Origin of the sequence: Bradyrhizobium tropiciagri, from assembly GCF_018130505.1 — a bacterium.
Classification (GTDB): Bacteria; Pseudomonadota; Alphaproteobacteria; order Rhizobiales; family Xanthobacteraceae; genus Bradyrhizobium; species Bradyrhizobium tropiciagri_B.
The window spans coordinates 423,132-446,621 of record NZ_JAFCKH010000002.1; the positions used below are offsets into that span (position 1 = coordinate 423,132).

General features: G+C 66.0%; 23 protein-coding genes. 18 read left to right on the top strand and 5 right to left on the bottom strand.

Features of this window, described 5'->3' with window-relative positions; translation table 11 throughout:
- Positions 1-3 precede the first annotated feature (3 nt).
- From pstA to phoB, 4 genes are all read left to right on the top strand, one after another.
- Positions 4-849 (top strand): phosphate ABC transporter permease PstA, encoded by an 846-nt coding sequence (gene pstA, locus JQ633_RS06225; protein ID WP_211983532.1) that lies wholly within the window; start codon positions 4-6, stop codon positions 847-849.
- Complete coding sequence (gene pstB / locus JQ633_RS06230) at positions 846-1,664, top strand: phosphate ABC transporter ATP-binding protein PstB (RefSeq protein ID WP_211983534.1); 819 nt, start codon at positions 846-848, stop codon at positions 1,662-1,664. Before pstA ends, pstB begins: the two co-directional genes overlap by 4 nt.
- Positions 1,665-1,775: 111 nt before the next feature.
- Positions 1,776-2,492: a phosphate signaling complex protein PhoU gene (gene phoU / locus JQ633_RS06235; RefSeq protein WP_195786143.1), complete on the top strand. Its 717-nt coding sequence runs from the start codon at positions 1,776-1,778 to the stop codon at positions 2,490-2,492.
- A 44-nt stretch (positions 2,493-2,536) separates the two neighbouring features.
- Positions 2,537-3,247: a phosphate regulon transcriptional regulator PhoB gene (gene phoB / locus JQ633_RS06240; protein WP_016844067.1), complete on the top strand. Its 711-nt coding sequence runs from the start codon at positions 2,537-2,539 to the stop codon at positions 3,245-3,247.
- A gap of 152 nt (positions 3,248-3,399) precedes the next feature.
- On the opposite strand, the gene JQ633_RS06245 is transcribed toward phoB, so the two are convergent.
- Positions 3,400-3,912 (bottom strand): GcrA family cell cycle regulator, encoded by a 513-nt coding sequence (locus tag JQ633_RS06245; RefSeq protein ID WP_211983536.1) that lies wholly within the window; start codon positions 3,910-3,912, stop codon positions 3,400-3,402.
- A 482-nt stretch (positions 3,913-4,394) separates the two neighbouring features.
- Here JQ633_RS06245 and JQ633_RS06250 point away from each other — a divergent pair, with 482 nt between their 5' ends.
- The 3 genes from JQ633_RS06250 (at position 4,395) to JQ633_RS06260 (ending at position 7,722) form a co-directional block, all read left to right on the top strand.
- Positions 4,395-5,600: an aspartate aminotransferase family protein gene (locus tag JQ633_RS06250; RefSeq protein WP_211983538.1), complete on the top strand. Its 1,206-nt coding sequence runs from the start codon at positions 4,395-4,397 to the stop codon at positions 5,598-5,600.
- Positions 5,600-6,526, top strand: coding sequence for an ornithine carbamoyltransferase (gene argF, locus JQ633_RS06255; RefSeq protein ID WP_211983540.1), 927 nt, complete (start codon positions 5,600-5,602; stop codon positions 6,524-6,526). Before JQ633_RS06250 ends, argF begins: the two co-directional genes overlap by 1 nt.
- A 194-nt stretch (positions 6,527-6,720) precedes the next feature.
- Positions 6,721-7,722, top strand: coding sequence for an Hsp33 family molecular chaperone (locus tag JQ633_RS06260; RefSeq protein WP_211983542.1), 1,002 nt, complete (start codon positions 6,721-6,723; stop codon positions 7,720-7,722).
- Between the two features lie 124 nt (positions 7,723-7,846).
- Here the strand turns inward: JQ633_RS06260 and apaG are convergent, their stop codons facing one another.
- Positions 7,847-8,245, bottom strand: a complete 399-nt coding sequence (gene apaG, locus JQ633_RS06265) for a Co2+/Mg2+ efflux protein ApaG (RefSeq protein ID WP_211983544.1) — start codon at positions 8,243-8,245, stop codon at positions 7,847-7,849.
- A 286-nt stretch (positions 8,246-8,531) separates the two neighbouring features.
- Here apaG and JQ633_RS06270 point away from each other — a divergent pair, with 286 nt between their 5' ends.
- From JQ633_RS06270 to glpK, 4 genes are all read left to right on the top strand, one after another.
- On the top strand, positions 8,532-9,791 hold the full coding sequence (locus JQ633_RS06270; RefSeq protein WP_211983558.1) for an OpgC domain-containing protein: 1,260 nt from the start codon (positions 8,532-8,534) through the stop codon (positions 9,789-9,791).
- Positions 9,788-10,567 carry an SGNH/GDSL hydrolase family protein gene (locus JQ633_RS06275; protein WP_211983560.1) on the top strand — a complete coding sequence of 260 codons (780 nt, stop codon included), beginning with the start codon at positions 9,788-9,790 and terminating at the stop codon, positions 10,565-10,567. The genes JQ633_RS06270 and JQ633_RS06275 overlap by 4 nt, the downstream gene beginning before the upstream one ends.
- Before the next feature lie 172 nt (positions 10,568-10,739).
- Positions 10,740-11,771: an SGNH/GDSL hydrolase family protein gene (locus tag JQ633_RS06280; RefSeq protein ID WP_211983562.1), complete on the top strand. Its 1,032-nt coding sequence runs from the start codon at positions 10,740-10,742 to the stop codon at positions 11,769-11,771.
- A 231-nt stretch (positions 11,772-12,002) separates the two neighbouring features.
- A complete protein-coding gene (gene glpK / locus JQ633_RS06285) occupies positions 12,003-13,505 on the top strand; it encodes a glycerol kinase GlpK (protein ID WP_211983564.1) in 1,503 nt (500 codons plus the stop codon).
- Between the two features lie 77 nt (positions 13,506-13,582).
- On the opposite strand, the gene JQ633_RS06290 is transcribed toward glpK, so the two are convergent.
- Positions 13,583-13,864, bottom strand: a complete 282-nt coding sequence (locus tag JQ633_RS06290; protein WP_211983566.1) for a hypothetical protein — start codon at positions 13,862-13,864, stop codon at positions 13,583-13,585.
- Positions 13,865-14,013: 149 nt separating this feature from the next.
- Between JQ633_RS06290 and JQ633_RS06295 the strand changes: the two genes are divergently transcribed.
- The 7 genes from JQ633_RS06295 to JQ633_RS06325 all read left to right on the top strand — a co-directional run bounded on the left by JQ633_RS06295 (position 14,014) and on the right by JQ633_RS06325 (position 20,884).
- Entirely contained in the window at positions 14,014-14,607 is a 594-nt protein-coding gene (locus JQ633_RS06295; protein ID WP_211983568.1) for a GNAT family N-acetyltransferase, read from the top strand.
- A gap of 150 nt (positions 14,608-14,757) precedes the next feature.
- On the top strand, positions 14,758-15,384 hold the full coding sequence (locus JQ633_RS06300) for a glutathione S-transferase family protein (RefSeq protein WP_211983570.1): 627 nt from the start codon (positions 14,758-14,760) through the stop codon (positions 15,382-15,384).
- 287 nt (positions 15,385-15,671) lie between these two features.
- On the top strand, positions 15,672-16,460 hold the full coding sequence (locus JQ633_RS06305; RefSeq protein WP_211983572.1) for a crotonase/enoyl-CoA hydratase family protein: 789 nt from the start codon (positions 15,672-15,674) through the stop codon (positions 16,458-16,460).
- Positions 16,457-18,334, top strand: coding sequence for a feruloyl-CoA synthase (locus tag JQ633_RS06310; protein ID WP_211983574.1), 1,878 nt, complete (start codon positions 16,457-16,459; stop codon positions 18,332-18,334). The genes JQ633_RS06305 and JQ633_RS06310 overlap by 4 nt, the downstream gene beginning before the upstream one ends.
- A 20-nt stretch (positions 18,335-18,354) precedes the next feature.
- On the top strand, positions 18,355-19,116 hold the full coding sequence (locus JQ633_RS06315) for an SDR family NAD(P)-dependent oxidoreductase (RefSeq protein ID WP_211983576.1): 762 nt from the start codon (positions 18,355-18,357) through the stop codon (positions 19,114-19,116).
- A gap of 93 nt (positions 19,117-19,209) precedes the next feature.
- Positions 19,210-19,629 carry an acyl-CoA thioesterase gene (locus tag JQ633_RS06320; RefSeq protein WP_211983578.1) on the top strand — a complete coding sequence of 140 codons (420 nt, stop codon included), beginning with the start codon at positions 19,210-19,212 and terminating at the stop codon, positions 19,627-19,629.
- Between the two features lie 103 nt (positions 19,630-19,732).
- Positions 19,733-20,884, top strand: a complete 1,152-nt coding sequence (locus JQ633_RS06325; RefSeq protein WP_211983580.1) for an ABC transporter substrate-binding protein — start codon at positions 19,733-19,735, stop codon at positions 20,882-20,884.
- A 108-nt stretch (positions 20,885-20,992) separates the two neighbouring features.
- Here the strand turns inward: JQ633_RS06325 and JQ633_RS06330 are convergent, their stop codons facing one another.
- Positions 20,993-21,724 carry an ABC transporter ATP-binding protein gene (locus JQ633_RS06330; RefSeq protein ID WP_211983582.1) on the bottom strand — a complete coding sequence of 244 codons (732 nt, stop codon included), beginning with the start codon at positions 21,722-21,724 and terminating at the stop codon, positions 20,993-20,995.
- Positions 21,721-23,490, bottom strand: a complete 1,770-nt coding sequence (locus JQ633_RS06335; protein WP_211983583.1) for a branched-chain amino acid ABC transporter ATP-binding protein/permease — start codon at positions 23,488-23,490, stop codon at positions 21,721-21,723. Before JQ633_RS06335 ends, JQ633_RS06330 begins: the two co-directional genes overlap by 4 nt.

Here is a 23,490-nt window from a genome sequence, read left to right on the forward strand (position 1 = left end):
GCCATGAACCCGATCTACAAATCCCGCCGCCGCAACGACATCGTCATCCGCGCGCTTTGCTTCGGAGCCGCCGCGTTCGGTGTCACCTGGCTCGCCCTGATCCTGGCGACGTTGCTCTATAACGGTATCGCCGGCCTCAGCGTGCAGCTGTTCACCCAGAACACGCCGCCGCCCGGCTCGACCGAGGGCGGCCTGCTCAACGCCATCGTCGGCTCGGTCATCATGACCGTGATCGGGGTCGGCATCGGCGCGCCGCTCGGCCTGTTCGCCGGCACCTATCTCGCCGAATACGGCAAGCATGACCGGCTCACCTCGGTGATCCGCTTCATCAACGACATCCTGCTCAGCGCGCCCTCGATCATCATCGGCCTGTTCATCTACGGCGCGGTGGTGGTGCCGATGCGCGGCTTCTCGGCGATCGCCGGCGCGCTGGCGCTCGCGGTCATCGTCATCCCGGTCGTGCTGCGCACCACCGAGGACATGCTGCTGCTGGTGCCCAATCCGCTGCGCGAGGCGGCAAGCGCGCTCGGCCTGCCGCGCTCGCTGGTGATCAAGCGGATCGCTTATCGCGCTGCCCGGTCGGGTTTGATCACCGGCGTGCTGCTGGCCACCGCCCGCGTCGCCGGCGAGACCGCGCCGCTGCTGTTCACCGCGCTGTCGAACCAGTTCTTCAGCCTCAGCCTGAACAAGACGATGGCCAACCTGCCGGTGACCATCAACAACTTCGTGCAAAGCCCCTACGCCTACTGGAAAGAGTTGGCCTGGAGCGGCGCGCTGCTCATCACCTTCACTGTCCTCGCGCTTAACATCGGCGCGCGCATCCTTGGTGCCGAAAGGGCCGCAAAATGACCGAGCTTTCCATTTCGACCACCGCCGCCACCAATGCTCCCCACACTCCGCTGCCGGAGGCAGCGCCGAAGGTCACGGCGCGCAACCTCAACTTCTATTACGGCGAGCACCACGCGCTGAAGAACATCAACCTGGCGCTCGGTACCAACCGCGTCACGGCGTTCATCGGCCCGTCGGGCTGCGGCAAGTCGACCTTGCTGCGCATCTTCAACCGCATGTATGACCTTTATCCGGGCCAGCGCGCGGTCGGCCAGCTGATGCTGGACCAGACCAACATCCTCGACCCCAAGCTCGACCTCAATCTGCTGCGGGCTCGGGTCGGCATGGTGTTCCAGAAGCCGACGCCGTTCCCGATGACGATCTACGAGAACATCGCGTTCGGCATCCGCCTCTACGAGAAGATCTCGAAGTCCGAGATGGACGGCCGCGTCGAGAAGGCGTTGCGCGGCGGCGCGCTGTGGAACGAGGTCAAGGACAAGCTGAACGCCTCGGGCCTGTCGCTCTCGGGCGGCCAGCAGCAGCGCCTGTGCATCGCGCGCACGGTGGCGGTGCGGCCCGAAGTGATCCTGTTCGACGAGCCGTGCTCGGCGCTCGATCCGATCTCGACCGCCAAGGTCGAGGAGCTGATCCAGGAGCTGTCCGAGGACTACACGATCGCGATCGTCACCCACAACATGCAGCAGGCGGCGCGCGTGTCCGACAAGACCGCCTTCATGTATCTCGGCGAGTTGATCGAGTTCGACGACACCAACAAGATCTTCACCTCGCCCAGTGATCGGCGTACCCAGGACTACATCACCGGCCGCTTCGGCTAAGGCACGATCGGAAAACGGCGTGGATTGCTTCTCGCCGAGATCATGCTGAAATGAGGACATGAGATCGTGGTCCCCACGAATTCCAAGGGATCATGATTGAGGGAGACAACGATGGCTTCTGAACATACCGCCAAGGCATTCGACAGCGACCTGCAGGAATTGACCCGGCTGGTCGCCGAGATGGGCGGCCTCGTCGAGCGCATGATCACCGAGTCGGTGGACGCGCTGATCCGCCGCGACGTCGCGCTCGGCAAGCGCGTGGTCGCCGCCGACATCGAGATCGACAACCTGCAGCGCGTCATCGAGGAGCGCGCGGTGCTGACCATCGCCCGCCGCCAGCCGATGGCGATCGACCTGCGCGAAATCGTCGGCGCGATGCGGGTGGCGACCGACCTCGAGCGGATCGGCGACCTCGCCAAGAACATGGGCAAGCGCGTCGCGGCGCTGGAGAGCGACTTCCAGCCGCTGAAGCTGATCCGCGGCCTCGAACACATGACCGACCTCGTGCTGTCGCAGGTCAAGTCGGTGCTCGACGCCTACGCCGCGCACGATCTGCCGGCGGCGATGAACGTCTGGAAGGGCGACGAGGAGGTCGATGCGATCTGCACCTCGCTGTTCCGCGAGCTGCTGACCTACATGATGGAAGACCCGCGCAACATCTCGTTCTGCATCCATCTGATGTTCTGCGCCAAGAACATCGAGCGGATCGGCGATCACGCCACCAACATCGCCGAGACCGTGTTCTACATGATCGAGGGTCAGCAGATCACCGACAAGCGCCCGAAGGGCGACATGACCAACTTTGCCACCACAGTGCCGGGTAACTGAGCCCCTCTGGGTAACTCATCACGACAGAGAGAGAACTTGGACCGATGAGCGCACGCATTCTGGTAGTCGAAGACGAGGAAGCGCTGACGACGCTGTTGCGCTACAACCTCGATGCCGAAGGCTACGATGTCGAAACGGTCGGGCGCGGCGATGATGCCGACACCCGCCTGAAGGAGCGCGTTCCCGACCTGGTAGTGCTCGACTGGATGCTGCCGGGCCTCTCCGGCATCGAGCTGTGCCGCCGCCTGCGGGCGCGGCCCGAGACCAAGCAGCTTCCGATCATCATGCTGACCGCGCGCGGCGAGGAGAGCGAGCGCGTGCGCGGGCTCGCCACCGGCGCCGACGACTACATCGTCAAGCCGTTCTCGGTGCCCGAGTTGCTGGCGCGGGTGAAGGGCCTGCTCCGCCGCGCCAGCCCCGAGCGGCTCGCCACCGTCCTGACCTATGGCGATATCGAGCTCGACCGCGAGAAGCGCCGCGTCGCGCGGTCCGGCCGCCCGATCGATCTCGGGCCGACCGAGTACCGGCTGCTCGAATTCTTCCTCGAGCATCCCGGCCGCGTGTTCAGCCGCGAACAACTGCTCGACAGCGTCTGGGGCCGCGACATCTATATCGACGAGCGCACCGTCGACGTGCATATCGGCCGCCTGCGCAAGCTGCTCAATCCGGGCCGCGAGCAGGACCCGATCCGCACTGTCCGCGGCGCCGGCTACGCGCTCGACGATCGCTTCGCCAAGGCCGAGCCGCAGCCGTAAGGGTTGCAGCAAGCCGGCAAAATAAATCCCCGCTTGCGCGGGGATTTATTTTTGGCTCGTAGCCCGGATGCGGCGAAGCGAAATCCGGGGCCTTGTGTCCGCCGTGAGACCTTCCCGGATTGCGCTTCGCTGCATCCGGGCTGCAGAAAAAGCTACTTGAGCTGCGGCTTGTTCGAGGGACGGCGGCGATCGGCGGCGGGCTGGTAGGCGACGCGCGAGTGATGTGCGCAATAGGGCAGGCCGGAGAGCGCCTTGCCGCCGCAGAAGAAGAATTCCGGGCTCGAGGGATCGCCGACCGGCCAGTGGCAGGTGGCCTCGTTCAATTCGAGCAGCGACAGCCGCTGGCTCATCGGCACCACGTTGTCGTAGGCGATCGGATCCGGCTCCAGCTCGACCTCGAAGGCGTGCGCCAGCGCGGTGTTGCCGCGCGACACCGGACGCGACACCCGCATCATGTGCTGGGCGGGCCTCGCCTTGCGCGGCCGCGGCGCGGCGGTGGAGGGCGCCTTGGCGCGGCCGGATAGGCCGAGCCGGTGCACTTTGCCGATCACGGCGTTCCGCGTCACATTGCCAAGTTCCGCCGCGATCTGGCTGGCCGACAGGCCGCTTTCCCAGAGCTTCTTAAGCTGTTCGACGCGATCGTCAGACCAGGTCAATGTCGTCATCGCTTCTTCCCTTCGCAGAGCGCCGGCCAGGCAATGGGGGCGCTGCGGGCCAATTCCGTCAAAAAATCCCTGCGGTCAGAATCCCTTAACCCTCGCCGGGCGCGCTGTTCGCCCGAACGTTTTACGCAGAAACAAAGGTTACTTAGAGGGTCCAGTACCGCCGCACGAGATGTCGTACCCGACAGGCCAAACGCTACAATATGGCGTGACTCTGGCGCAAGAGTCCGCGGCTGCGCGTCCACATGTTCCCACACTTAAGCCTTGCAATCAGGCTTTTCCACCGCACCGGAATAATCCGGATTGCGCGCGTTTCGCCGCGTGGCAAGGCCCTTTCGTGACGATTGACACGGACCGGGCGCAGCCTAGAATGCCTTTTACGTGCCGCCCGAAAGCGGCACGTTTTGTTTTTTCGAAGCTGGCCGTTGCTGCGCTGGCATCAAGGCGCGCGGCAATTGGCGGCTTCAAACCCGTCAGTGATCGCCATGACCAACAGCACTGCCTCGCATCTGCTCCCCGTCTTCGCCAGGGTCGACCTCGGTTTCGAGCGCGGTGAGGGCGCCTGGTTGATCGCAACCAACGGCGACCGTTATCTCGATTTCACCTCGGGCGTCGCGGTGAACGCGCTCGGGCACGCCCACCCGCATCTGGTCAAGGCGCTGCAGGAACAGGCGACCAAGCTCTGGCACATGTCGAACCTGTTCAAGAGCCCGGACGGCGAGGTGCTGGCCGCGCGGCTCTGCGAGCAGAGCTTTGCCGACTTCGTGTTCTTCTGCAATTCCGGCGCGGAGGCAATGGAGGGCGTGATCAAGCTGGTCCGCCACCATCATTTCTCCAAGGGACATGGCGAGCGCTACCGCATCATCACCTTCGAGGGCGCGTTCCACGGCCGCACGCTCGGCACGCTCGCCGCTACCGGCTCGGCCAAATATCTCGAGGGCTTCGGCCCGCCGATGGACGGTTTCGACCAGGTGCCGCATGGCGACATCGAGGCGGTGAAGAAGGCGATCGGCCCGCACACTGCCGGCATCCTGATCGAGCCGGTGCAGGGCGAGGGCGGCGTGCGCTCTGCGCCGCAGGCCTTCTTCAAGGCGCTGCGCCAGCTCTGCGACGAGCACGGCCTGCTGCTCGCCTTCGACGAGGTGCAGACCGGCATGGGCCGCACCGGCGAATTGTTCGCCTACAAGCGCACTGGTGTGACGCCGGACGTGATGTCGCTGGCCAAGGCGCTCGGCGGCGGGTTCCCGATCGGCGCGGTGCTGGCGAGCGCCAACGCCGCGGAAGGCATGGCGCCCGGCTCGCACGGCTCGACCTTCGGGGGCAATCCGCTGGCGGTGGCTGCGGCCAATGCCGTGCTCGACGTCATGCTCAAGCCCGGCTTCTTCGAGCACGTGCAGAAGATGTCGCTGCTGCTCAAGCAGAAGCTCGCCTCCGTGGTCGACCGCTATCCGTCGGTGCTGTCCGAAGTGCGCGGCGAGGGCCTGTTGATCGGCGTCAAGGCCGTGGTGCCTTCGGGCGACCTGATTGCGGCGCTGCGCGGCGAAAAGCTGCTCACCGTCGGCGCCGGCGACAACGTCGTGCGCTTCCTGGCACCGCTGATCGTCACCGAGGCCGAGATCGACCACTCGATCGCCGCGCTGGAGCGCGCCTGCGCCACACTGTCGGCGCAGCCGAAGAAGGCGGCGGGGTAATGAGCAAGCCCGTGCGTCACTTCCTCGATATCAACGAATTGCCGCTCGCCGAGCTGCGCAACATGCTCTCGGCCGGCGCTGCCATGAAGGCGAAACTGAAGGCTCACGAGAAGGGCAAGAGGCCGCTCGAGGGCAAGACCCTGGCGATGATCTTCGAGCGTCCGTCGACCCGCACGCGGGTGTCGTTCGACGTCGGCATGCGCCAGCTCGGCGGCGAGTCCATCATGCTGACGGGCGCCGAGATGCAGCTCGGCCGCGGCGAGACCATCGCCGACACCGCGCGCGTGCTGTCGCGCTATGTCGATGCGATCATGATCCGCATCCTCAACCACGATGCGCTGCTCGAGCTTGCCGCCCACGCCACCGTGCCCGTGATCAACGGGCTGACCCGGCGCTCGCATCCCTGCCAGGTGATGGCCGACCTCATGACCTATGAGGAGAACCGCGGCTCGATCGAGGGCAGGACGGTGGCCTGGACCGGCGACGACAACAACGTGCTGGCCTCCTGGGCGCACGCCGCCGAACGCTTCAAGTTCCAGCTCAACGTCGCGACCCCGCCGGAACTCGCGCCGAAGAAGCCGATGCGCGACTGGATCAAGGCGACCAATGCGCCGATCATGCTCGGCACCGATCCGGAGGCCGCGGTGCGCGGCGCCGACTGCGTCGTCACCGACACCTGGGTGTCGATGGGCGACAAGGAGGGCGAGCATCGCCACAACGTGCTGCGCCCCTATCAGGTCAATGCCAAGCTGATGTCGCTGGCCAAGCCCGATGCGCTGTTCATGCACTGCCTGCCCGCACATCGTGGCGAGGAGGTCACCGACGAGGTGATCGACGGCCCGCAATCGGTGGTGTTCGACGAGGCCGAAAACCGCCTGCATGCGCAGAAGGGCATCCTGGCCTGGTGTTTCGACGCGGTCGCGTAGCGCCAAGAAAATGCTGTCGTCCCGGCGAAAGCCGGGACCCATAAGCCGCGGCCCGCGAAAAAGGCACAAGGGGAGACGCCTTGTGTCACGACAAAATCCTGTGGTTATGCGTCCCTGCTTTCGCAGGGACGACGTCGACCTTGGGTATGCTGAACCCCCTTTATTTCATGGTCCGAGACCCCAGATAGAGCGCCATGGTTTCACAATCCCCCGACATCAAAATCCAGGCCGAGGCGCCGGTTCGCGCGCCCTCGGCGGTTCCTGTTGACGATGCCGTGCTGGCCTTCGAGGTCGGCGCGCTGGACTTGCGCGGGCGCCTGACCCGGCTCGGCCCGGCGCTCGACGAGATCCTGCACAAGCACGATTATCCGCCCGCGGTCGGCAAGCTGCTCGGCGAGGCCATCGTGCTGACGACCTTGCTCGGTTCGTCCGTCAAGTTCGAGGGCCGCTTCATCCTGCAGACCCGGACCGAGGGCCCGGTGTCGCTGCTGATCGTCGATTTCCAGGCGCCGGACCGGTTGCGCGCCTATGCGCGCTACGACAAGGCGCAGCTCAAGGACGGCCAGAGCTCGGGCGAATTGCTCGGCAAGGGCCATCTGGCGATGACCATCGACCAGGGCTCCAACACCAGCCGTTACCAAGGGCTGGTGGCGCTCGATGGCGGCAGCCTGGAAGATGCCGCCCATGAATATTTCCTGCGCTCCGAGCAGATCCCGACCCGGGTTCGGCTAGCGGTCGGCGAGGAAATGCGCGGCGGGGAGCGCGGTAAGCTGCACTGGCGCGCCGGCGGCATCCTGCTGCAGTTCCTGCCGAAGTCGCCCGAGCGCGCCAAGCAGGCCGACCTGCATCCCGGCGACGCGCCGGAAGGCACCGTCACCCACTCGGTGCCGGATGACGACGCCTGGGTCGAGGGCCAGTCGCTGATCTCGACGGTGGAAGACGTCGAGCTGATTGATCCGGACCTGTCCGGCGAGCGGCTGCTGTACCGCCTGTTCCACGAACGCGGCGTCCGCGTCTTCGCTCCGCAATCGCTGCGTGCGCAGTGCTCCTGCTCGCGCGATGCGGTGTCCGCGATGCTGAAGAGTTTTGCTCCCAAGGACCGCGCCGACATGGTCAAGGACGGCAAGGTCGTCGTCACCTGCGAGTTCTGCTCGTCGGTGTACGAATTCACGCCGGACGAAGCGGGCGTGGAGTAGGGCGCACTCGCTCCGTAGCCCGGATGGAGCGCAGCGTAATCCGGGACCGCGCCAACCGCGGATGGCCCTGCCCCGGATTGCGCTGCGCTCCATCCGGGCTACGGCACTGCCGTTGCGGCTCGCGTCAGTTCAAAACCCTTTTCCCGTCCGGGCTCGGGCTGTCCAGCGAGAATGTCGGCACGTCGATGTCGAAACGTTCGCCGCTTTCGCTGACCATCTGGTAGCTGCCGGTCATGAAGCCGGAGGCGGTCGGCAGCGGCACGCCGGAGGTGTATTCGAAGCGCTCGCCGGGCGCGAGCGTCGGCTGCTCGCCGACCACGCCCTCGCCGCGGACCTCCTGCCTGCGGCCGGTGGCGTCGGTGATGATCCAGTGCCGCGTGCGCAGTTGCACCGTCTCGGGTCCGGAATTGGTGATCACGATCGTATACGACCAGAAATACTCGGGCTTCTGGGCCGAGGAGCGTTCCGGCATGAAGTTCGGCTCCACGGTCACTTCGATCTGGCGGGTCACGGCACGGTACATCAGGCTCAATCCGGTGGTCTCAAGGCACGATCGGCAAGCGTGGCGCGGCTTCCCGTTTCGATCCTGCTCAAACAGACCGCCATCATAGCGAATTGATCCACCGGAACCAATCGCTTGGCGGGCCGTGAAACACCGGCCCGAAACGCCCGCCTTTGGTTTCGCCGCATCGCGGTTTCAACATAGTTCCGTCCTAAAGCCCGCCGCACTCAACGCTTTGTCCGCAAATCGCGGGCCGATATTATCCCTTCAGGGCGAGCCGGATTCCGGAAGGCCGCTTTGGTGTCTGATGAGCTCGATTGCCGATCCCATAGCCGGTTCGCCGGTGGCTGAGGCCAAAGCCAAAAGCGAGGCCAAGGCGAAGGCCGCGGCGGCCTCGCCGGCGATCACGCTGCCGGCGGCGGGCGAGCGCGAGCTGCGGCTCGATCTGTTTCGCGGCCTCGCGCTGTGGCTGATCTTCATCGATCATCTGCCGACCAATCTCCTGACCTGGCTGACCATCCGCAACTACGGCTTCTCGGACGCCACCGAGATCTTCATCTTCATATCCGGCTACACCGCGGCCTTCGTCTATGGCCGCGCCATGCTGGAGGCCGGTTTCGTGGTCGCGACCGCGCGGATCCTGCGCCGGGTCTGGCAGATCTATGTCGCGCATGTCTTCCTGTTCACGATCTTCCTCGCCGAGATCTCCTATGTCGCGACCTCGTTCGAGAACCCGCTGTACAGCGAGGAAATGGGGATCATGGATTTCCTCAAGCAGCCCGACGTCACCATCGTGCAGGCGCTGCTGCTGCGCTTCCGTCCCGTCAACATGGACGTGCTGCCGCTCTATATCGTCTTGATGCTGTTCCTGCCGCTGATCCTGTGGCTGATGAAATGGAAGCCCGACATCACGCTTGGCCTGTCGGTCCTGCTCTACGCGGTGACCTGGCAGTTCGATCTCTATCTGTCGGCCTATCCGAACGGCGTATGGGCGTTCAATCCGTTCGCCTGGCAATTGCTGTTCGTGTTCGGCGCCTGGTGCGCGCTCGGCGGCGCGCGGCGGATGTCCCGTATCCTGTCGTCGAACGTCACGATGTGGCTCTGCATCGCCTATCTCGTCGCCGCGTTCTTCGTGACGCTGACCTGGCACGTGCCGCAGCTCGGCCACATCATGCCGAAGGTGATCGAGCAGTGGATGTATCCGATCAACAAGACCGACCTCGACGTGCTGCGCTTCGCGCACTTCCTGGCGCTCGCCGCGCTGACCGTGCGCTTCCTGCCCAAGGACTGGCCGGGGCTGAAATCGCGCTGGCTGCGACCTTTGATCCTGTGTGGCCAGCATTCGCTTGAGATATTCTGCCTCGGGGTGTTCCTCGCCTTCGCCGGTCATTTCGTGCTCGCCGAGGTGTCGGGCGGTGCTGCGCTGCACGCCTTGATCAGCGTCAGCGGCATCCTCATCATGTCGGGCATGGCGTGGATCATTTCGTGGTACAAGCACTCCGCCGACAAAGGCGCCTCGCGTAAGGGCGCCGGCGGCAACGCCGATCTGGCGGGAGGGGGAGCATGAAGTCCGCGTGGACGATGCTGGGCCTGACGCTGCCCGCCGCCTGCCTGGCGGCCGTTCTGGCAGCCGCGCCCGCGCGCGCCGGCGAGACCGCTGCCGAGCCGCCCGCGCCCTGCGAGGTGCCCGCCTATCTGATGACCACCGAGAGCTCGCTGCCGAAGGTGGCGGACGCCGTGAAGGCGAACCAGCCGCTGAACGTGCTGGTGGTGGGCAGCCGCTCCTCGACCATCGCCGGCAACGAGGCCAGCGCCTACCCGGCCAAGCTGCAGGCCGCGCTGAAGGAAGCGCTGCCCTCGGCGACCATCGATCTATCCGTAGAACTACAGGGAAAGAGCACCGCCGAGGAGACCGTAGGCACGCTCGTTAAGCTTGTTGAGGCCAAAAAGCCTACTTTGGTTATCTGGCAGACCGGAACCGTAGATGCTATGCGAGCGATCGATCCGGACGATTTCCGCACCGCCATCGACGATGGCGTCGTTGCGCTGCAAAAGGCCGGGACGGATGTGGTGCTGGTCAATCTGCAATACAGCCCGCGGACCGAGACGATGATTTCTGCGCCGCCCTATCTCGACAACATGAAGGTGGTGGCGCAGCAGCACGACGTTCCGCTGTTCGACCGCTTCGCGATCATGAAGCAGTGGAGCGATGCGGGCTATTTCGACTTGTTCAGCACCTCGCATGGTGTCGACCTGGCCAAGAAGGTTCATGCCTGTCTCGGCCGCGCCCTGGCGAAATTCGTGATCGATGCGGCCCATCTCGGCCCGGTGCAGCAGAACTAGAGCATGATGGGGAGCGGCTTTCCGGAAAGATCATGCTTAACGACGAGAGCATGATCCGGAGTAGTGCGGAGCAGTTTTCCGAAACGGACCATGCTAGAACCACGAGCCAATGCGCGATGACGGTTCAACCCGATCGCGTCGCGCCTTGGAGTGTATCGAGGAAGTCGAGTTGATGCGTTTTAACTTCCCTTTTCGTGCAACCACATGGCAGCGCGCATGCGCCGTTGCGACACTCGCGCTGCTCGCGCTGCTCGTGCCGGTCACGACCGCCCCGTCGCGCGCGCAGACCGCACCGTCGGGCCAGCACGCGACGCTGCTGCCGGGCGCCAAGCTCGAGGCGGCGAAGCCTGACGCCGAAAAACCCGCCGCTACGGCGACCACCGGCATCGCTGCCGCGCAACCCGGCATCGCTGCCAAAACCATCGACAAGACCATCGATAAAGTGAAGCAGGTCGCGAGGTCGGCCAGCGACATCTTCCACCGCGTGCCGTGCACGCAGCCCAAGGGCGTGGCGAACACCACCGGCTCGCTGCCGCATGTCGCGGCCAAGCTCGCCGCCGGCAAGCCGGTCGTCATCATCGCGTTCGGCTCGTCGTCGACCGAGGGCTACGGCTCGTCGGCGCCGGAGTTCACCTATCCGAACCGGCTCGCCGCGCAGCTGAAGCGTCAATATCCCTCCGCCGACATCACCGTCGTCAACCGTGGCAGGGGCGGCGAGGACGCGCGCGAGATGATGAAGCGGCTGCAGACCGAGGTGATCGACGTGCATCCGGACATGGTGATCTGGCAGGTCGGCACCAACGCGCTGCTGCGCAACCTCGATCCGGCCGAGACCGAGAAGCAGGTCGAGGATGGCGTCGCGCGCATCCAGGCCGCCGGCGCCGACGTCGTGCTGGTCGATCCGCAATATTCGCCGCGCGTCACCGAGCGTCCGGAGAGCGCGCGCGGCATGGTGAAGCTGCTCGGCCGCATCGCCGCGCTGCGCCATGTCGGCCTGTTCCCGCGCTTCGAGGTGATGCGCGACTGGCACGAGCGGCAGGCGATCCCGATCAACGATTTCGTCACGTCCGACGGCCTGCACATGAACGACTGGGGCTACGCCTGCTTCGCGCAATTGCTCGGCGACGACATCATCCGCTCGGTCGGCGCGATCAAGCTCGGCGTCAACGTGCCCGCGGACGTGCGGACCTACCGGCCGATGTGAGCGGGCTTATTCCGCTCGCTCCATTCTTTCACCGTCACCCTGAGGAGGCCGCGTAGCGGCCGTCTCGAAGGGTCGACGGCCCGGCCGGTGGCCGTCCATCCTTCAAGACGCGCTGCGCGCTCCTCAGGATGACGGTCTGATACTGTAACCGTGACGCCAGCAGCTTGACCTCGCCCCGGTAATCCGCTCCCTTTGGCCTCGAACCATCACCTTCGCCCAGGGAGACCGCCCATGTCATTCGTGCTGGCCATCGATCAGGGCACCACATCGTCGCGCGCCATGGTGTTTCGTGGCGACATCTCCATCGCTGCCATCGCGCAGCAGGAGTTTCCGCAGCATTTCCCGGCCTCCGGCTGGGTTGAGCACGAGCCGGACGACATCTGGACCTCGACCGTCATGGTGTGCCGCGACGCGCTGGAGAGGGCCGGCCTGAAGGCGAGGGACATCGCCGCGATCGGCATCACCAACCAGCGCGAGACCACCGTGGTGTGGGACCGCGCCACCGGCCAGGCCGTGCACCGCGCCATCGTCTGGCAGGACCGCCGCACCGCCGACATCTGCGCCAAACTGAAAACGGAAGGCCACGAGCCGGCGATCTCGGCTAAGACCGGTCTGATCATCGATCCCTATTTTTCCGGCACCAAGGTCGCCTGGATCCTCGATCACGTGCCGGGCGCCCGCGAGCGCGCCGAGCGCGGCGAACTGCTGTTCGGCACGGTCGATTGCTATCTGCTGTGGCGGCTCACCGGCGGCAAGGTGCACGCGACCGACGCCACCAACGCCTCGCGCACGCTGCTGTTCAACATCCACACCGGCGCGTGGGACGACGACCTCGTCAAGCTGCTGCGCGTGCCGCGCTCGATGCTGCCCGAGGTGAAGGATTCCTCCGCCCGCTTCGGCGAGAGCACGGCCGATCTGTTCGGTGGCCCGATCGCGATCTCCGGCATCGCCGGTGACCAGCAGGCCGCGACCATCGGCCAGGCCTGCTTCGAGCCCGGCATGATGAAGTCGACCTACGGCACCGGTTGCTTCGCGCTGCTCAACACCGGCACCACGCCGGTCGCCTCGAAGAACAAGCTGCTCACCACCATCGCCTATCAGCTCGCGGGACAGCGCACCTACGCGCTGGAAGGCTCGATCTTCGTCGCCGGCAGCGCGGTGCAATGGCTGCGCGACGGGCTCGGCATCATCAAGCAGGCCGCCGAGACCGGGCCGCTCGCCGACAAGGCCGACAGCATGCAGAGCGTCTATCTGGTGCCGGCCTTCGTCGGCATGGGCGCGCCGTACTGGAATCCGCGGGTGCGCGGCGCGCTGATCGGGCTGACCCGGAACACCGGCCCCGCCGAGATCGCGCATGCGACGCTGGAGAGCGTCTGCTACCAGACCTTCGACCTCTGGGCCGCGATGCGCACCGACTGGCCGGAGGCGAGCGCCGCCAACGCCGTGCTGCGCGTCGACGGCGGCATGACCGCATCCGACTGGACCATGCAGCGCCTTGCCGACCTGCTCAACGCCCCGGTCGACCGCCCGATGATCCAGGAGACCACGGCACTCGGCGCCGCCTACCTCGCCGGCCTCGAAGCCGGCGTCTATCCGGAGCCGGCCAAATTCGCCGACAACTGGCGGCTCGAGCACCGCTTCAAGCCGGGGATGAGCCAGGCGACGCGCGAGCGCAAGCTGGCCGGCTGGGCCCGTGCCGTGAAGGGCGTACTGGCGAGCGACGAGGGCGAGTAGGGGCGGGCAGCGTCACATACTCACTGTCGTCCCTGCTTTCGCAGCGACGACAGTGAGTATGTGATGAGTGCATTCCGCTACTTCCCCTGCTTCTCCTGCACATCGAGCATCGCCCGCAGCGTCTCGTCGCTGAGCTTGCCGTTCGGAGACGGCACGCGACGTTCCGCCGCTTCGACGGGACGCGCATGTGGCGGAAGCACCGGCGCGCTGCGCGTCGCTGCACTGTCCTCGACCTCGGCGGCGTCCCTTGCCTCGCTCGCGCCCTCCGCATAGCCCACTCCTCGCCGCCGCCGCACGGGCTTCGGTTTCGGTGGCGGCGGCGTGTAGATGATCGGCGGCAGCGTGTGGTGGCGCGACACGGTCCATTGCTCCGGTGGCCTCGCCGCATGGAGCGCCCGATTCGCCAAAACGCCCACTGACAAATCGGTAACATTGTTACGTAGCGTTGCATTGCATCTGCCGCGAGATGTGCGGATATTTGTCGCCGCAACATGAAAGAGATCGCGCGATGCTGCTGCCCGACGGCTACTCAGACGTCCCCACAGGCAAGATCGCCGCCGTCGTCACGCATCTCGAAATGACAGCGCCTCCGCCGCGCCGCGACGATCCGCCCGGCGCGTGGCGCCTGCGCCGTGTCGAGCAGCCGGCGCTCGCCTGGTACCGCGATCTCTACCGCCGCGTCGGCGAGGAGTGGCTGTGGTTCACCCGCACCCGGCTCACTGATGCCGCGCTCGCCGCGGTCATCCGTGCGCCCGGCATCGAAGTCTACGCTCTCGTCGTCGATGGTCGCGACGAAGGCCTGCTCGAACTTGATTTCCGCGAGAGCGGCCATTGCGAGCTGGTCTATTTCGGCGTCACCGCAAACTTCATCGGCACCGGCGCCGCCCGCTTCCTGATGAACCGCGCACTGGAACTGGCGTGGCGCAGCGGCGTGCAGCGCGTCTGGGTGCACACCTGCACCTTCGATCATCCGGCCGCCGTCGCGTTCTACCAGCGCTCGGGGTTTCGTCCGTTCCGCCGCCAGATCGAGGTTGCCGACGATCCGCGGCGCGACGGCACCGCGCCGCGCGATGTGGCAAGGCATGTGCCGGTGATTGAATAGACCGTACGCGTCGCCAAACACTCGGTTGCAATGCAGCGCACCCCGTCTAGACTGCTGCAAAGCGCAACCTTTAACCCGCGTTGGCCGTACACCTGCGAAAGCCCAGCTTTCGCGGCGCGGCTTGCCGCGGCATGACCGACGAGGTGATGGATGTTCCTGATCGGCCAGTACGACTCGCCCTTCGTCCGCCGCACCGCGATCGCGCGGCGACTCTACGAGATTCCGTTCGAGCACCGGCCGTGGTCGACCTTCGGCGACGCCGAGCAGGTCGCGGCGTACAATCCGTTGCGGCGGGTGCCGACACTGGTGCTCGATGACGGCGAGGCGCTGATCGAGAGCGGCGCGATCCTGGATTATCTCGACGAGCTGGTGGGGCCGGAGTGGGCGATGATCGCGCGGTCGGGCGCGGAGCGGCGCAAGCATCTGCGCATTACTGCGCTGGCGACCGGGCTTGCCGACAAGTCGGTGAGCCTGATCTACGAGCGGGTGCTGCGCAAGGAGCAGCTGAAGCTTTGGGTCGAGCGCTGCGAGGCGCAGATTTCCGGCGTGCTCGGCGTGTTGGAGAAGGAGCGCGCACAGGTCGCGGCGCCGTACTGGCTTGGTGACCGCATCGGCCACGCCGACATCGCGGTCGCCTGCGCGCTGCGTTTCACCGGCGAAGCGCATCCGCATCTGTTCGATGCGCGCTACGCCGCGCTGAAGGCCCATGCCGCGCGCTGCGAGGCGCTGCCGCCGTTCCAGGAGATCGTCCAGCCGCTGGCGCCGCCGAGCGGTTAGAATCAACTCGTCATTCCGATGCGTCCCAATCCACCGCCGTCATCGCCCGGCTTGACCGGGCGATCGAGTACGCCGCGGCATCTCGGTTCAAGCACGACTGCCTCTGGAATACTGGATCACCCGGTCAAGCCGTGTGATGACACCGCGCTGTTGGTGGCCGATGTGCCAAAGACTCGCTGTCGTCCCAGCGCAGGCCGGACGACGCGTGGAGGAGGCCCGACATCCCTGTTGACTCCGTCCCATATCGTTATAGAACATAACTATTCTGAACAGGAAGCAATAACACCATGGGAAACGCCGCCGCGAGTGAGGCTCTGCTCCAGATCGAGACGTGGGGCGCGGTGCTGACTGTGGGGCTCAACCGGCCGGCCAAGCGCAATGCGCTGAACGACGGCATCATCCTGGCGCTGCAGGATTGCTTCTCCGCGATTCCTGACGACGTCGGGGCCGTCGTGATTCACGGCGTCGGCGATCATTTCTCGTCCGGCCTCGACCTCTCCGAACTGACCGAGCGCGACGCCACCGAGGGCCTCGTGCATTCCCAGATGTGGCACCGCGTGTTCGATCGCGTGCAATATTGCCGCGTGCCCGTCATCGCGGCGCTGAAGGGCGCGGTCATCGGCGGCGGGCTGGAGCTGGCCTGCGCCGCGCATATCCGCGTCGCCGAGCCGTCGGCCTATTTCGCGCTGCCCGAGGGCCAGCGCGGCATCTTTGTCGGCGGCGGCGGATCGGTGCGGCTGCCGCGCCTGATCGGCGTGCCCCGGATGATGGACATGATGCTGACCGGGCGGGTCTATTCGGCGACCGAAGGCTCGGCCTACGGCTTCTCGCAATACCTCACCGAGGACGGCGGCGCGCTGCCGAAGGCGCTGGAGCTGGCCGAACGCGTCGCCGCCAACGCGCCGCTGACCAATTTTGCCGTGCTGCAGGCGCTGCCGATGATCGCCGAGGCTAATCCGCAGACCGGCCTGTTGATGGAATCGCTGATGGCGACCGTCGCGCAGAGCGACAAGGAAGCCAAGAAGCGGATCCGCGCCTTCCTCGACCGCAAGACCGCCAAGGTGAAGCCGAAATGAGCGCAAAGCCGGACATCTCAGCGGCCGCGGCCAGCGCGCATCCGCTGCGCCCGATCTCGTTCGGCAATCCTGACGTCACGGTGGAGCGCCGCGACGACGGCACCATCTACCTGCGGCCGAAACTTGCGCTCGCCGATTATCCGGTCCGCATCACCGACCGTTTGCATCACTGGGCGGCGGCCGAGCCGAACCGTGTGTTCATGGCCGAGCGTGCCGCCGGCGGTGGCTGGCGCGAGGTCACTTACGCACAATTGCTGGCAACGACGCGGCGCATCGCCTCGGCGCTGATCGCGCGCGGGCTGTCGGCCGAGCGGCCGCTTGTGATCCTGTCGGGCAATTCGATCGACCATGCGCTGCTCGCGTTCGGCGCGCTCTATGCCGGCATCCCATTCTGTCCGGTGTCGCCGGCCTATTCGCTGGTATCGCGCGACTACGGCAAGCTCAATTTCGTCATCAAGCTGCTGACGCCGGGCCTGGTCTTCGTCGACGATGCCGGCAAGTTCGCCGACGCGCTGCTCGCCAATGTCACACACGATGTCGAGATCGCAGCGACGCGCGGCGAGGTACCCGGCCGCACGGTGACGCGGCTCGCCGATCTCATGGCGGCGCCTGAGGATCAGCGGCTCGACGCTATCCATGACGGCATCGGGCCCGACACGATCGCAAAATTCCTGCTGACCTCCGGCTCGACCGGCAATCCCAAGGCGGTGGTCAACACCCAGCGCATGATCTGCGCCAACCAGGTGATGCTGCGCGAGACGCTGGCGTTCCTGAAGGACGAGCCGCCCGTCATCGTCGACTGGCTGCCGTGGAATCACACCTTTGGCGGCAATCATAATATCGGGCTGACGCTCTACAATGGCGGCTCGATGTATCTCGACGAGGGCAAGCCGACCCCCGACGGCATCGAGGAGACTGTGCGCAATCTGCGCGAGATCTCGCCGACGGTCTATTTCAATGTCCCGAAGGGCTATGAGGCGCTGCTGCCCTATCTGCGCGACGATGCCGCCCTGCGGGCAAAATTCTTCGGCCGGCTGCATGCGATGTTCTTCTCCGGCGCCGCGCTGTCGCCGTTCGTCTGGAACAGCCTCGATGAGCTCGCGGTCCGGGAGAAGGGCTATCGCGTGCCGATGCTGACCGGGCTCGGCGCCACCGAGACCTCGCCGTTCTTCATGTCGGTGCGTCCCGACACCAGCCGCTCCGGCCATGTCGGGCTTCCGGTGTCGGGCAATGACGCCAAGCTGGTGCCGAACAACGGCAAGCTCGAGGTGCGCGCCAGGGGTCCGAACGTCACGCCGGGCTACTGGCGCCAACCCGAACTGACCGCGAAGGCATTCGACGAGGAAGGCTTTTACAAATTCGGCGATGCGCTGAGGCCCGCCGATGCCGGCGATTTCGACGCCGGCTTCAATTTCGACGGCCGCATCGCCGAGGATTTCAAGCTGGCCAGCGGCACCTGGGTCAGCGTCGGTCCGCTGCGGGCGCGCTTCGTCGGCGCCTGCGCGCCGCTGGTGCGCGACGTCGTGATCGCCGGCATCAACCGCGACGAACTCGCCGCGATCGTGGTCCTCGATCTCGACGGCTGCCGCCTGATCAACCCGAGCCTCAAAGCCAATGACATCGCGGCGGCGGCGGGCGATCCCGCGGTGCGCGCGGCGTTCCGTGAGCGCTTCGCGCGGGTGCTCACCGGGGCCACCGGCTCGTCGAACCGCATCCGCCGCGCGATCCTGCTCGACACCCCGCTGTCGATCGATCGCGGCGAAGTCACCGACAAGGGCTCGATCAACCAGCGCGCGGTGCTGGAGCATCGCACCGCGCTGATCGAGACGCTCTACGCGCCGGCGCCGCCGGCCGCCGTGATCACACTGACCTGATTTCGAGAGAGGAGAACGCCATGCAGTTGAAGGACCAGGCCGCCATCGTCACCGGAGGCGCATCGGGATTGGGCGCTGCCACGGCACGTCTTCTGGCCGCGCAGGGCGCCAAGGTCGCGGTCTGCGACCTCAACGCCAAGCTCGCCGAAAGCGTCGCCGCCGAGATCGGCGGCATTGCGCTCGCCTGCGACGTCGCCGATGCCGCCGCCGCGGAAGCCGCGGTGGCGCAGGCTGCCAAGGCGCACGGCCCGGCCCGCGTGCTGGTGAACTGCGCCGGCATCGGCGTCGCCAAACGCGTGATCGGCCGCGAAGGGCCGATGGCGCTCGCCGATTTCGACAAGGTGATCAAGGTCAACCTGATCGGCTCCTTCAACATGCTGCGGCTTGCGACCGCTGAAATGTCCAAGCTGGAGCCGCAGGCGACCGGCGAGCGCGGCGTCGTGATCTGCACGGCCTCGATTGCCGCCTATGACGGCCAGATCGGGCAGGCGGCGTACTCGGCCTCGAAGGGCGGCATCGTCGCGATGACCTTGCCGATCGCGCGCGAACTCTCGCAGTTCGGCATCCGCGTGTTGACCATTGCGCCGGGCCTGTTCATGACGCCGCTGCTCGCGGGCCTGCCGCAGGAGGCGCAGGATTCGCTCGCCGCCGCGATCCCGTTCCCGCGCCGGCTCGGCCAGGCCGACGAGTTCGCCTCGCTGGCGTTGCACATGATCGACAATCCCTATCTGAACGGCGAAGTGGTGCGGCTCGATGCCGCGCTTCGGATGGCGCCGCGCTAGAGCATGATCCGGAAAAGTGCGAAGCGGTTTTCCGATAAGATCATGCTCAAATAGAGAGATACGAGCATGATCCGGGACTGATCGAGGTCAATCATGTTCGTTCATCGACGTGACGTGCAGATTCAGTGGGGTGACTGCGACCCCGCCAACATCGTTTACTACCCGCGCTACTTCGCGATGTTCGACGATTCGACCTCGATCATGTTCGAAGCGGCCGGCTTCTCGAAGCAGGACCTCGTGCACAAATACGGCCTGGTCGGCATTCCCATGGTCGACACGCGGGCGAAATTCCACATCCCGTCGACCCATGGCGACTGGATCAGCATCGAGACGCGGATCGAGGGCATCAAGCGCTCCAGCTTCGAGGTGACGCATCGCGTGTTCAAGGGCGAGGCGCTGGCGATCGAGGCGTTCGAGACGCGGGTGCTGGTCGGCCGCCATCCCGACGATCCGGACAAACTGAAATCGGCGCCGTTTCCGCAGGAGATGATCGACCGCTTCATGAAGGGCTGATTTACCACGGGCTGACGTGCAGCCCCTCATGACCTAAAGAAGGGGCTGAATTGGCCCGCAAAACCGGTTTAAACCGAAAAAATTGATCCCCAGGGAGGAATGAATGAAGAAGGCCTATTTTGCCGCAGCGGCGCTCACGACGATCGTGGCGCTCGCGGGCTCGCCGGTTCGGGCGCAGACCAACGAGATCACGATCGGCATCTCGATCTCGACCACCGGGCCTGCCGCGGCGCTCGGCATTCCCGAGCGCAACGCGCTCGATTTCGTGCCGAAGGAAATCGGCGGCGTGCCGCTGAAGCTGATCGTGCTCGATGACGGCGGTGATCCGACCGCGGCGACCACCAACGCGCGGCGCTTCGTCACCGAGTCCAAGGCCGACATCATCATGGGCTCCTGCACGACGCCGCCGACCATTGCGGTGTCGACCGTCGCCAACGAGGCCGGCATTCCGCATTTCGGCCTGGCGCCGTTTCCGATCAACGAAGCGCGCATGAAGTGGTCGGTCGACCTGCCGCAGTCGATTCCGATCATGGGCAAGGTGCTGTACGAGCACATGAAGGCGCACAACATCAAGACCGTCGGCTATATCGGCTATTCGGATTCCTACGGCGACCTCTGGGTCAACGACTTCAAGGCGCAGGCGGTGCCGATGGGCCTTTCCATGGTCGACGAAGAGCGCTTCGCGCGGCCCGATACCTCGGTCGCCGGCCAGGTGCTGAAGCTCGTCGCCGCCAATCCCGATGCCATCCTGGTCGGCGCGTCCGGCACTGCCGCCGCACTTCCGCAGACCGCGCTGCGCGAGCGCGGCTACAAGGGCCTGATCTACCAGACCCACGGTGCTGCCAGCATGGACTTCATCCGCATCGCCGGTGCGGCCGCCGAGGGCGTGATCATGGCCTCGGGCCCGGTGATGTCGCCGGAGACCCAGCCCGACACCGCGCTGACCAAGAAGCCCGGCCTTGCGCTCAACACCGCCTATGAGGCCAAGTACGGCGCCAACAGCCGCAGCCAGTTCGCCGGCCACTCCTACGATGCCTTCGAGGTGATGAAGCGCGTCATTCCGACGGCGCTGAAGACCGCAAAGCCCGGCACGCCGGAATTCCGCGAGGCGATCCGCCAGGCCTTCCTCACCGAAAAGGAAATCGCCGCGACGCAGGGCGTCTACAACTGGACCGAAAAGGACCGCTACGGCCTCGACGACCGCTCGCGCATCCTCTTGACGGTCAAGAACGGCAAGTACGTTCCCGCGAACTGACGATGATCCGTAGGGTGGGCAAAGCGCAAGCGTGCCCACCCTCACGAGCACGGCGTGGATGGTGGGCACGGCGCTGACGCGCCTTTGCCCACCTTACGCTGTCCGGCGTCAAACCGCGCTCTCGCCCTCGTGCTGGAAGCCGAGATAGCTCGCCGCGACGCGCTTGTTGGCCGCGATATCCCTGGCCGAGCCTTCAAGCACGAACTCACCGAGCTCCATCACATAGGCGCGGTCGGCGATCTGCAGCGCGGCCTGCGCGTTCTGCTCGACCAGCAGCACCGAGACGCCGGCAGCGCGGAGCTCGCCCACGGTGCGGAAGATGTCGGCGACGATGATCGGCGCGAGCCCGAGGCTCGGCTCGTCCAGCATCAACAGCTTCGGCGCCCCCATCAGCGCGCGGCCCATCGCCAGCATCTGCTGCTCGCCGCCCGACAGCGTGCCGGCGAGCTGCTTGCGCCGCTCCTTGAGCCGCGGAAACAGCGCGTAGACCCGCTCCAGCGAGCGCGCCGCGACGGCCTTCGCGATCCGGAATGCGCCGAGCTCGAGATTGTCCTCGACATTCATGGTCCCGAATAGCTCGCGATGCTCCGGCACCAGGCTGAGCCCCATGGCGACGCGGTCCTCGATGTCCGATGGAGCCATGTCGGTGCCGGCGAAAGAGGTGCGGCCCTTCAGCGGCAGCACGCCCATGATGGCGTTGAGCAGCGTGGTCTTGCCGGCGCCGTTGGCGCCGATGATGGTGACGATCTCGTTGGTCCCGACCTCGAGCGAGACGCCGCGCACGGCCTCGACCTTGCCGTAGGAGATGTGGACGTCGGCAACCGACAACAGCGCGCTCATGCCGCGGCTCCGAGATAGGCCTTGATGACGTCGGGATTGCGCTTGATGGCGGCCGGCGTGCCCTCGGCGATCTTGGTGCCGAAATCGAGCACCACGATGCGGTCGGCGAGATCCATCACAAAGCCCATGTCGTGCTCGACCAGCAGCACCGACATGCCGCCGTCGCGCAATTGCCGCAGCAACGTGGCGAGCCGCTGCTTCTCCATGTGGCGCAGGCCGGCGGCGGGCTCGTCGAGCAGCAACAACATCGGGTCGACGCACAGCGCGCGGGCGATCTCGACGATGCGCTGCTGTCCCAGCGAGAGCGAGCCGGCAAGCTGGTCGATCTGGTCGGACAGGCCGACGCGCGCGATCTGCCGCGCCGCTTCCGCCAGCAGCCGCGCCTCCTCGGCGCGGTCGAGCCGGAGCATGCTGGCGACCGCGCCGGCCGAACCGCGCAGATGCGCGCCGATTGCGACGTTCTCAAGCACGGTCATGTCGGGCACCAGCTTGACGTGCTGGAAGGTTCGGCTGACGCCGAGCTTGACCACTTCCTGCGGCGGCGCGTTCTCGACCTCCTTGCCGAGCACCGAGATCTTGCCGCTGGTTGCGGTCAGCACGCCGGTGATCAGGTTGAAGGTGGTGCTCTTGCCGGCACCGTTCGGTCCGATCAGCGCAACGATCTCGCGGGCGTTGACGTCGAAGGAGACGTCGTTGACCGCGGTCACGCCGCCGAACTGCTTGCGCGCCTTGTCGATCTGCAGCAGCACCGGCGACGATCCGGACGCCCGCGTCGGATGTTCGAGCTTGATCGAGGTATTCGGGGTCTTGCGGGAGGGCTTGAACGGCAACAGCGACATCAGCCATGGCCAGACGCCGGACGGCGCGAGCTGCAGCAGCAGCACCAGCATGATGCCGAACACGATGGTCTCGAGCTGACTCTGGCCGCCGAAGATGTAGGGCAGGTAGCTCTGCAGCACTTCCTTGAGGATCACGACGATGCCGGCGCCGAGCACCGCGCCCCAGACATAGCCGGCGCCGCCGACCACGGCGATGAACAGATATTCGATGCCGGCCTGGGCGCCGAACGGCGTCGGGTTGGCGGCGCGCTGGAAATGCGCATAGAGCCAGCCGGACAGGCCGGCCAGTACCGCCGCGTAGATGAACACCAGCAGCTTGGCGCGCGGTGTCTGCACGCCGAACGCTTCGGCCGCGATATGGCCGCGCCGTAGCGCGCGGATGGCGCGGCCGGTGCGCGAGTCCAGAAGGTTCATGGTCAGCAATGCGCAGAGCAGCACCGCGATCCAGATCGCGTAGTAGATCGTGTCCGGGCTCAGCATCCTGAACGAGCCGATCGAGAGCGGCGGAATGCCGGAGATGCCGTCGTTGCGGCCGAGGAATTCGAGCTTGCTGAACAGATAGAACAGGCCGATGCCCCAGGCGATGGTGCCGAGCGGCAGATAGTGGCCGGAGAGCCGCACGGTGACGATGCCGAGCAGCACCGCGGCGATGCCGCTGACCAGCAGCGAGGCCGGCAGCGTCACCCAGGGCGAGACGCCGTAGGCGGTGGTCAGCACCGCCGTGGTGTAGGCGCCGAAGCCGCAGAACGCAGCCTGCCCGAACGAGGTGAGGCCGCCGACGCCGGTCAGCAGCACGAGGCCCATCGCGACCAGCGCGGCGAGGCCGATATTGTCTAGCAGCACGATCCAGAACGGCGGGATGCCCGGGACCAGCGGGATCAGCGCCATCACGAGCGCGAAGATGATGAGAGGAAGCCGCTGCGCCAT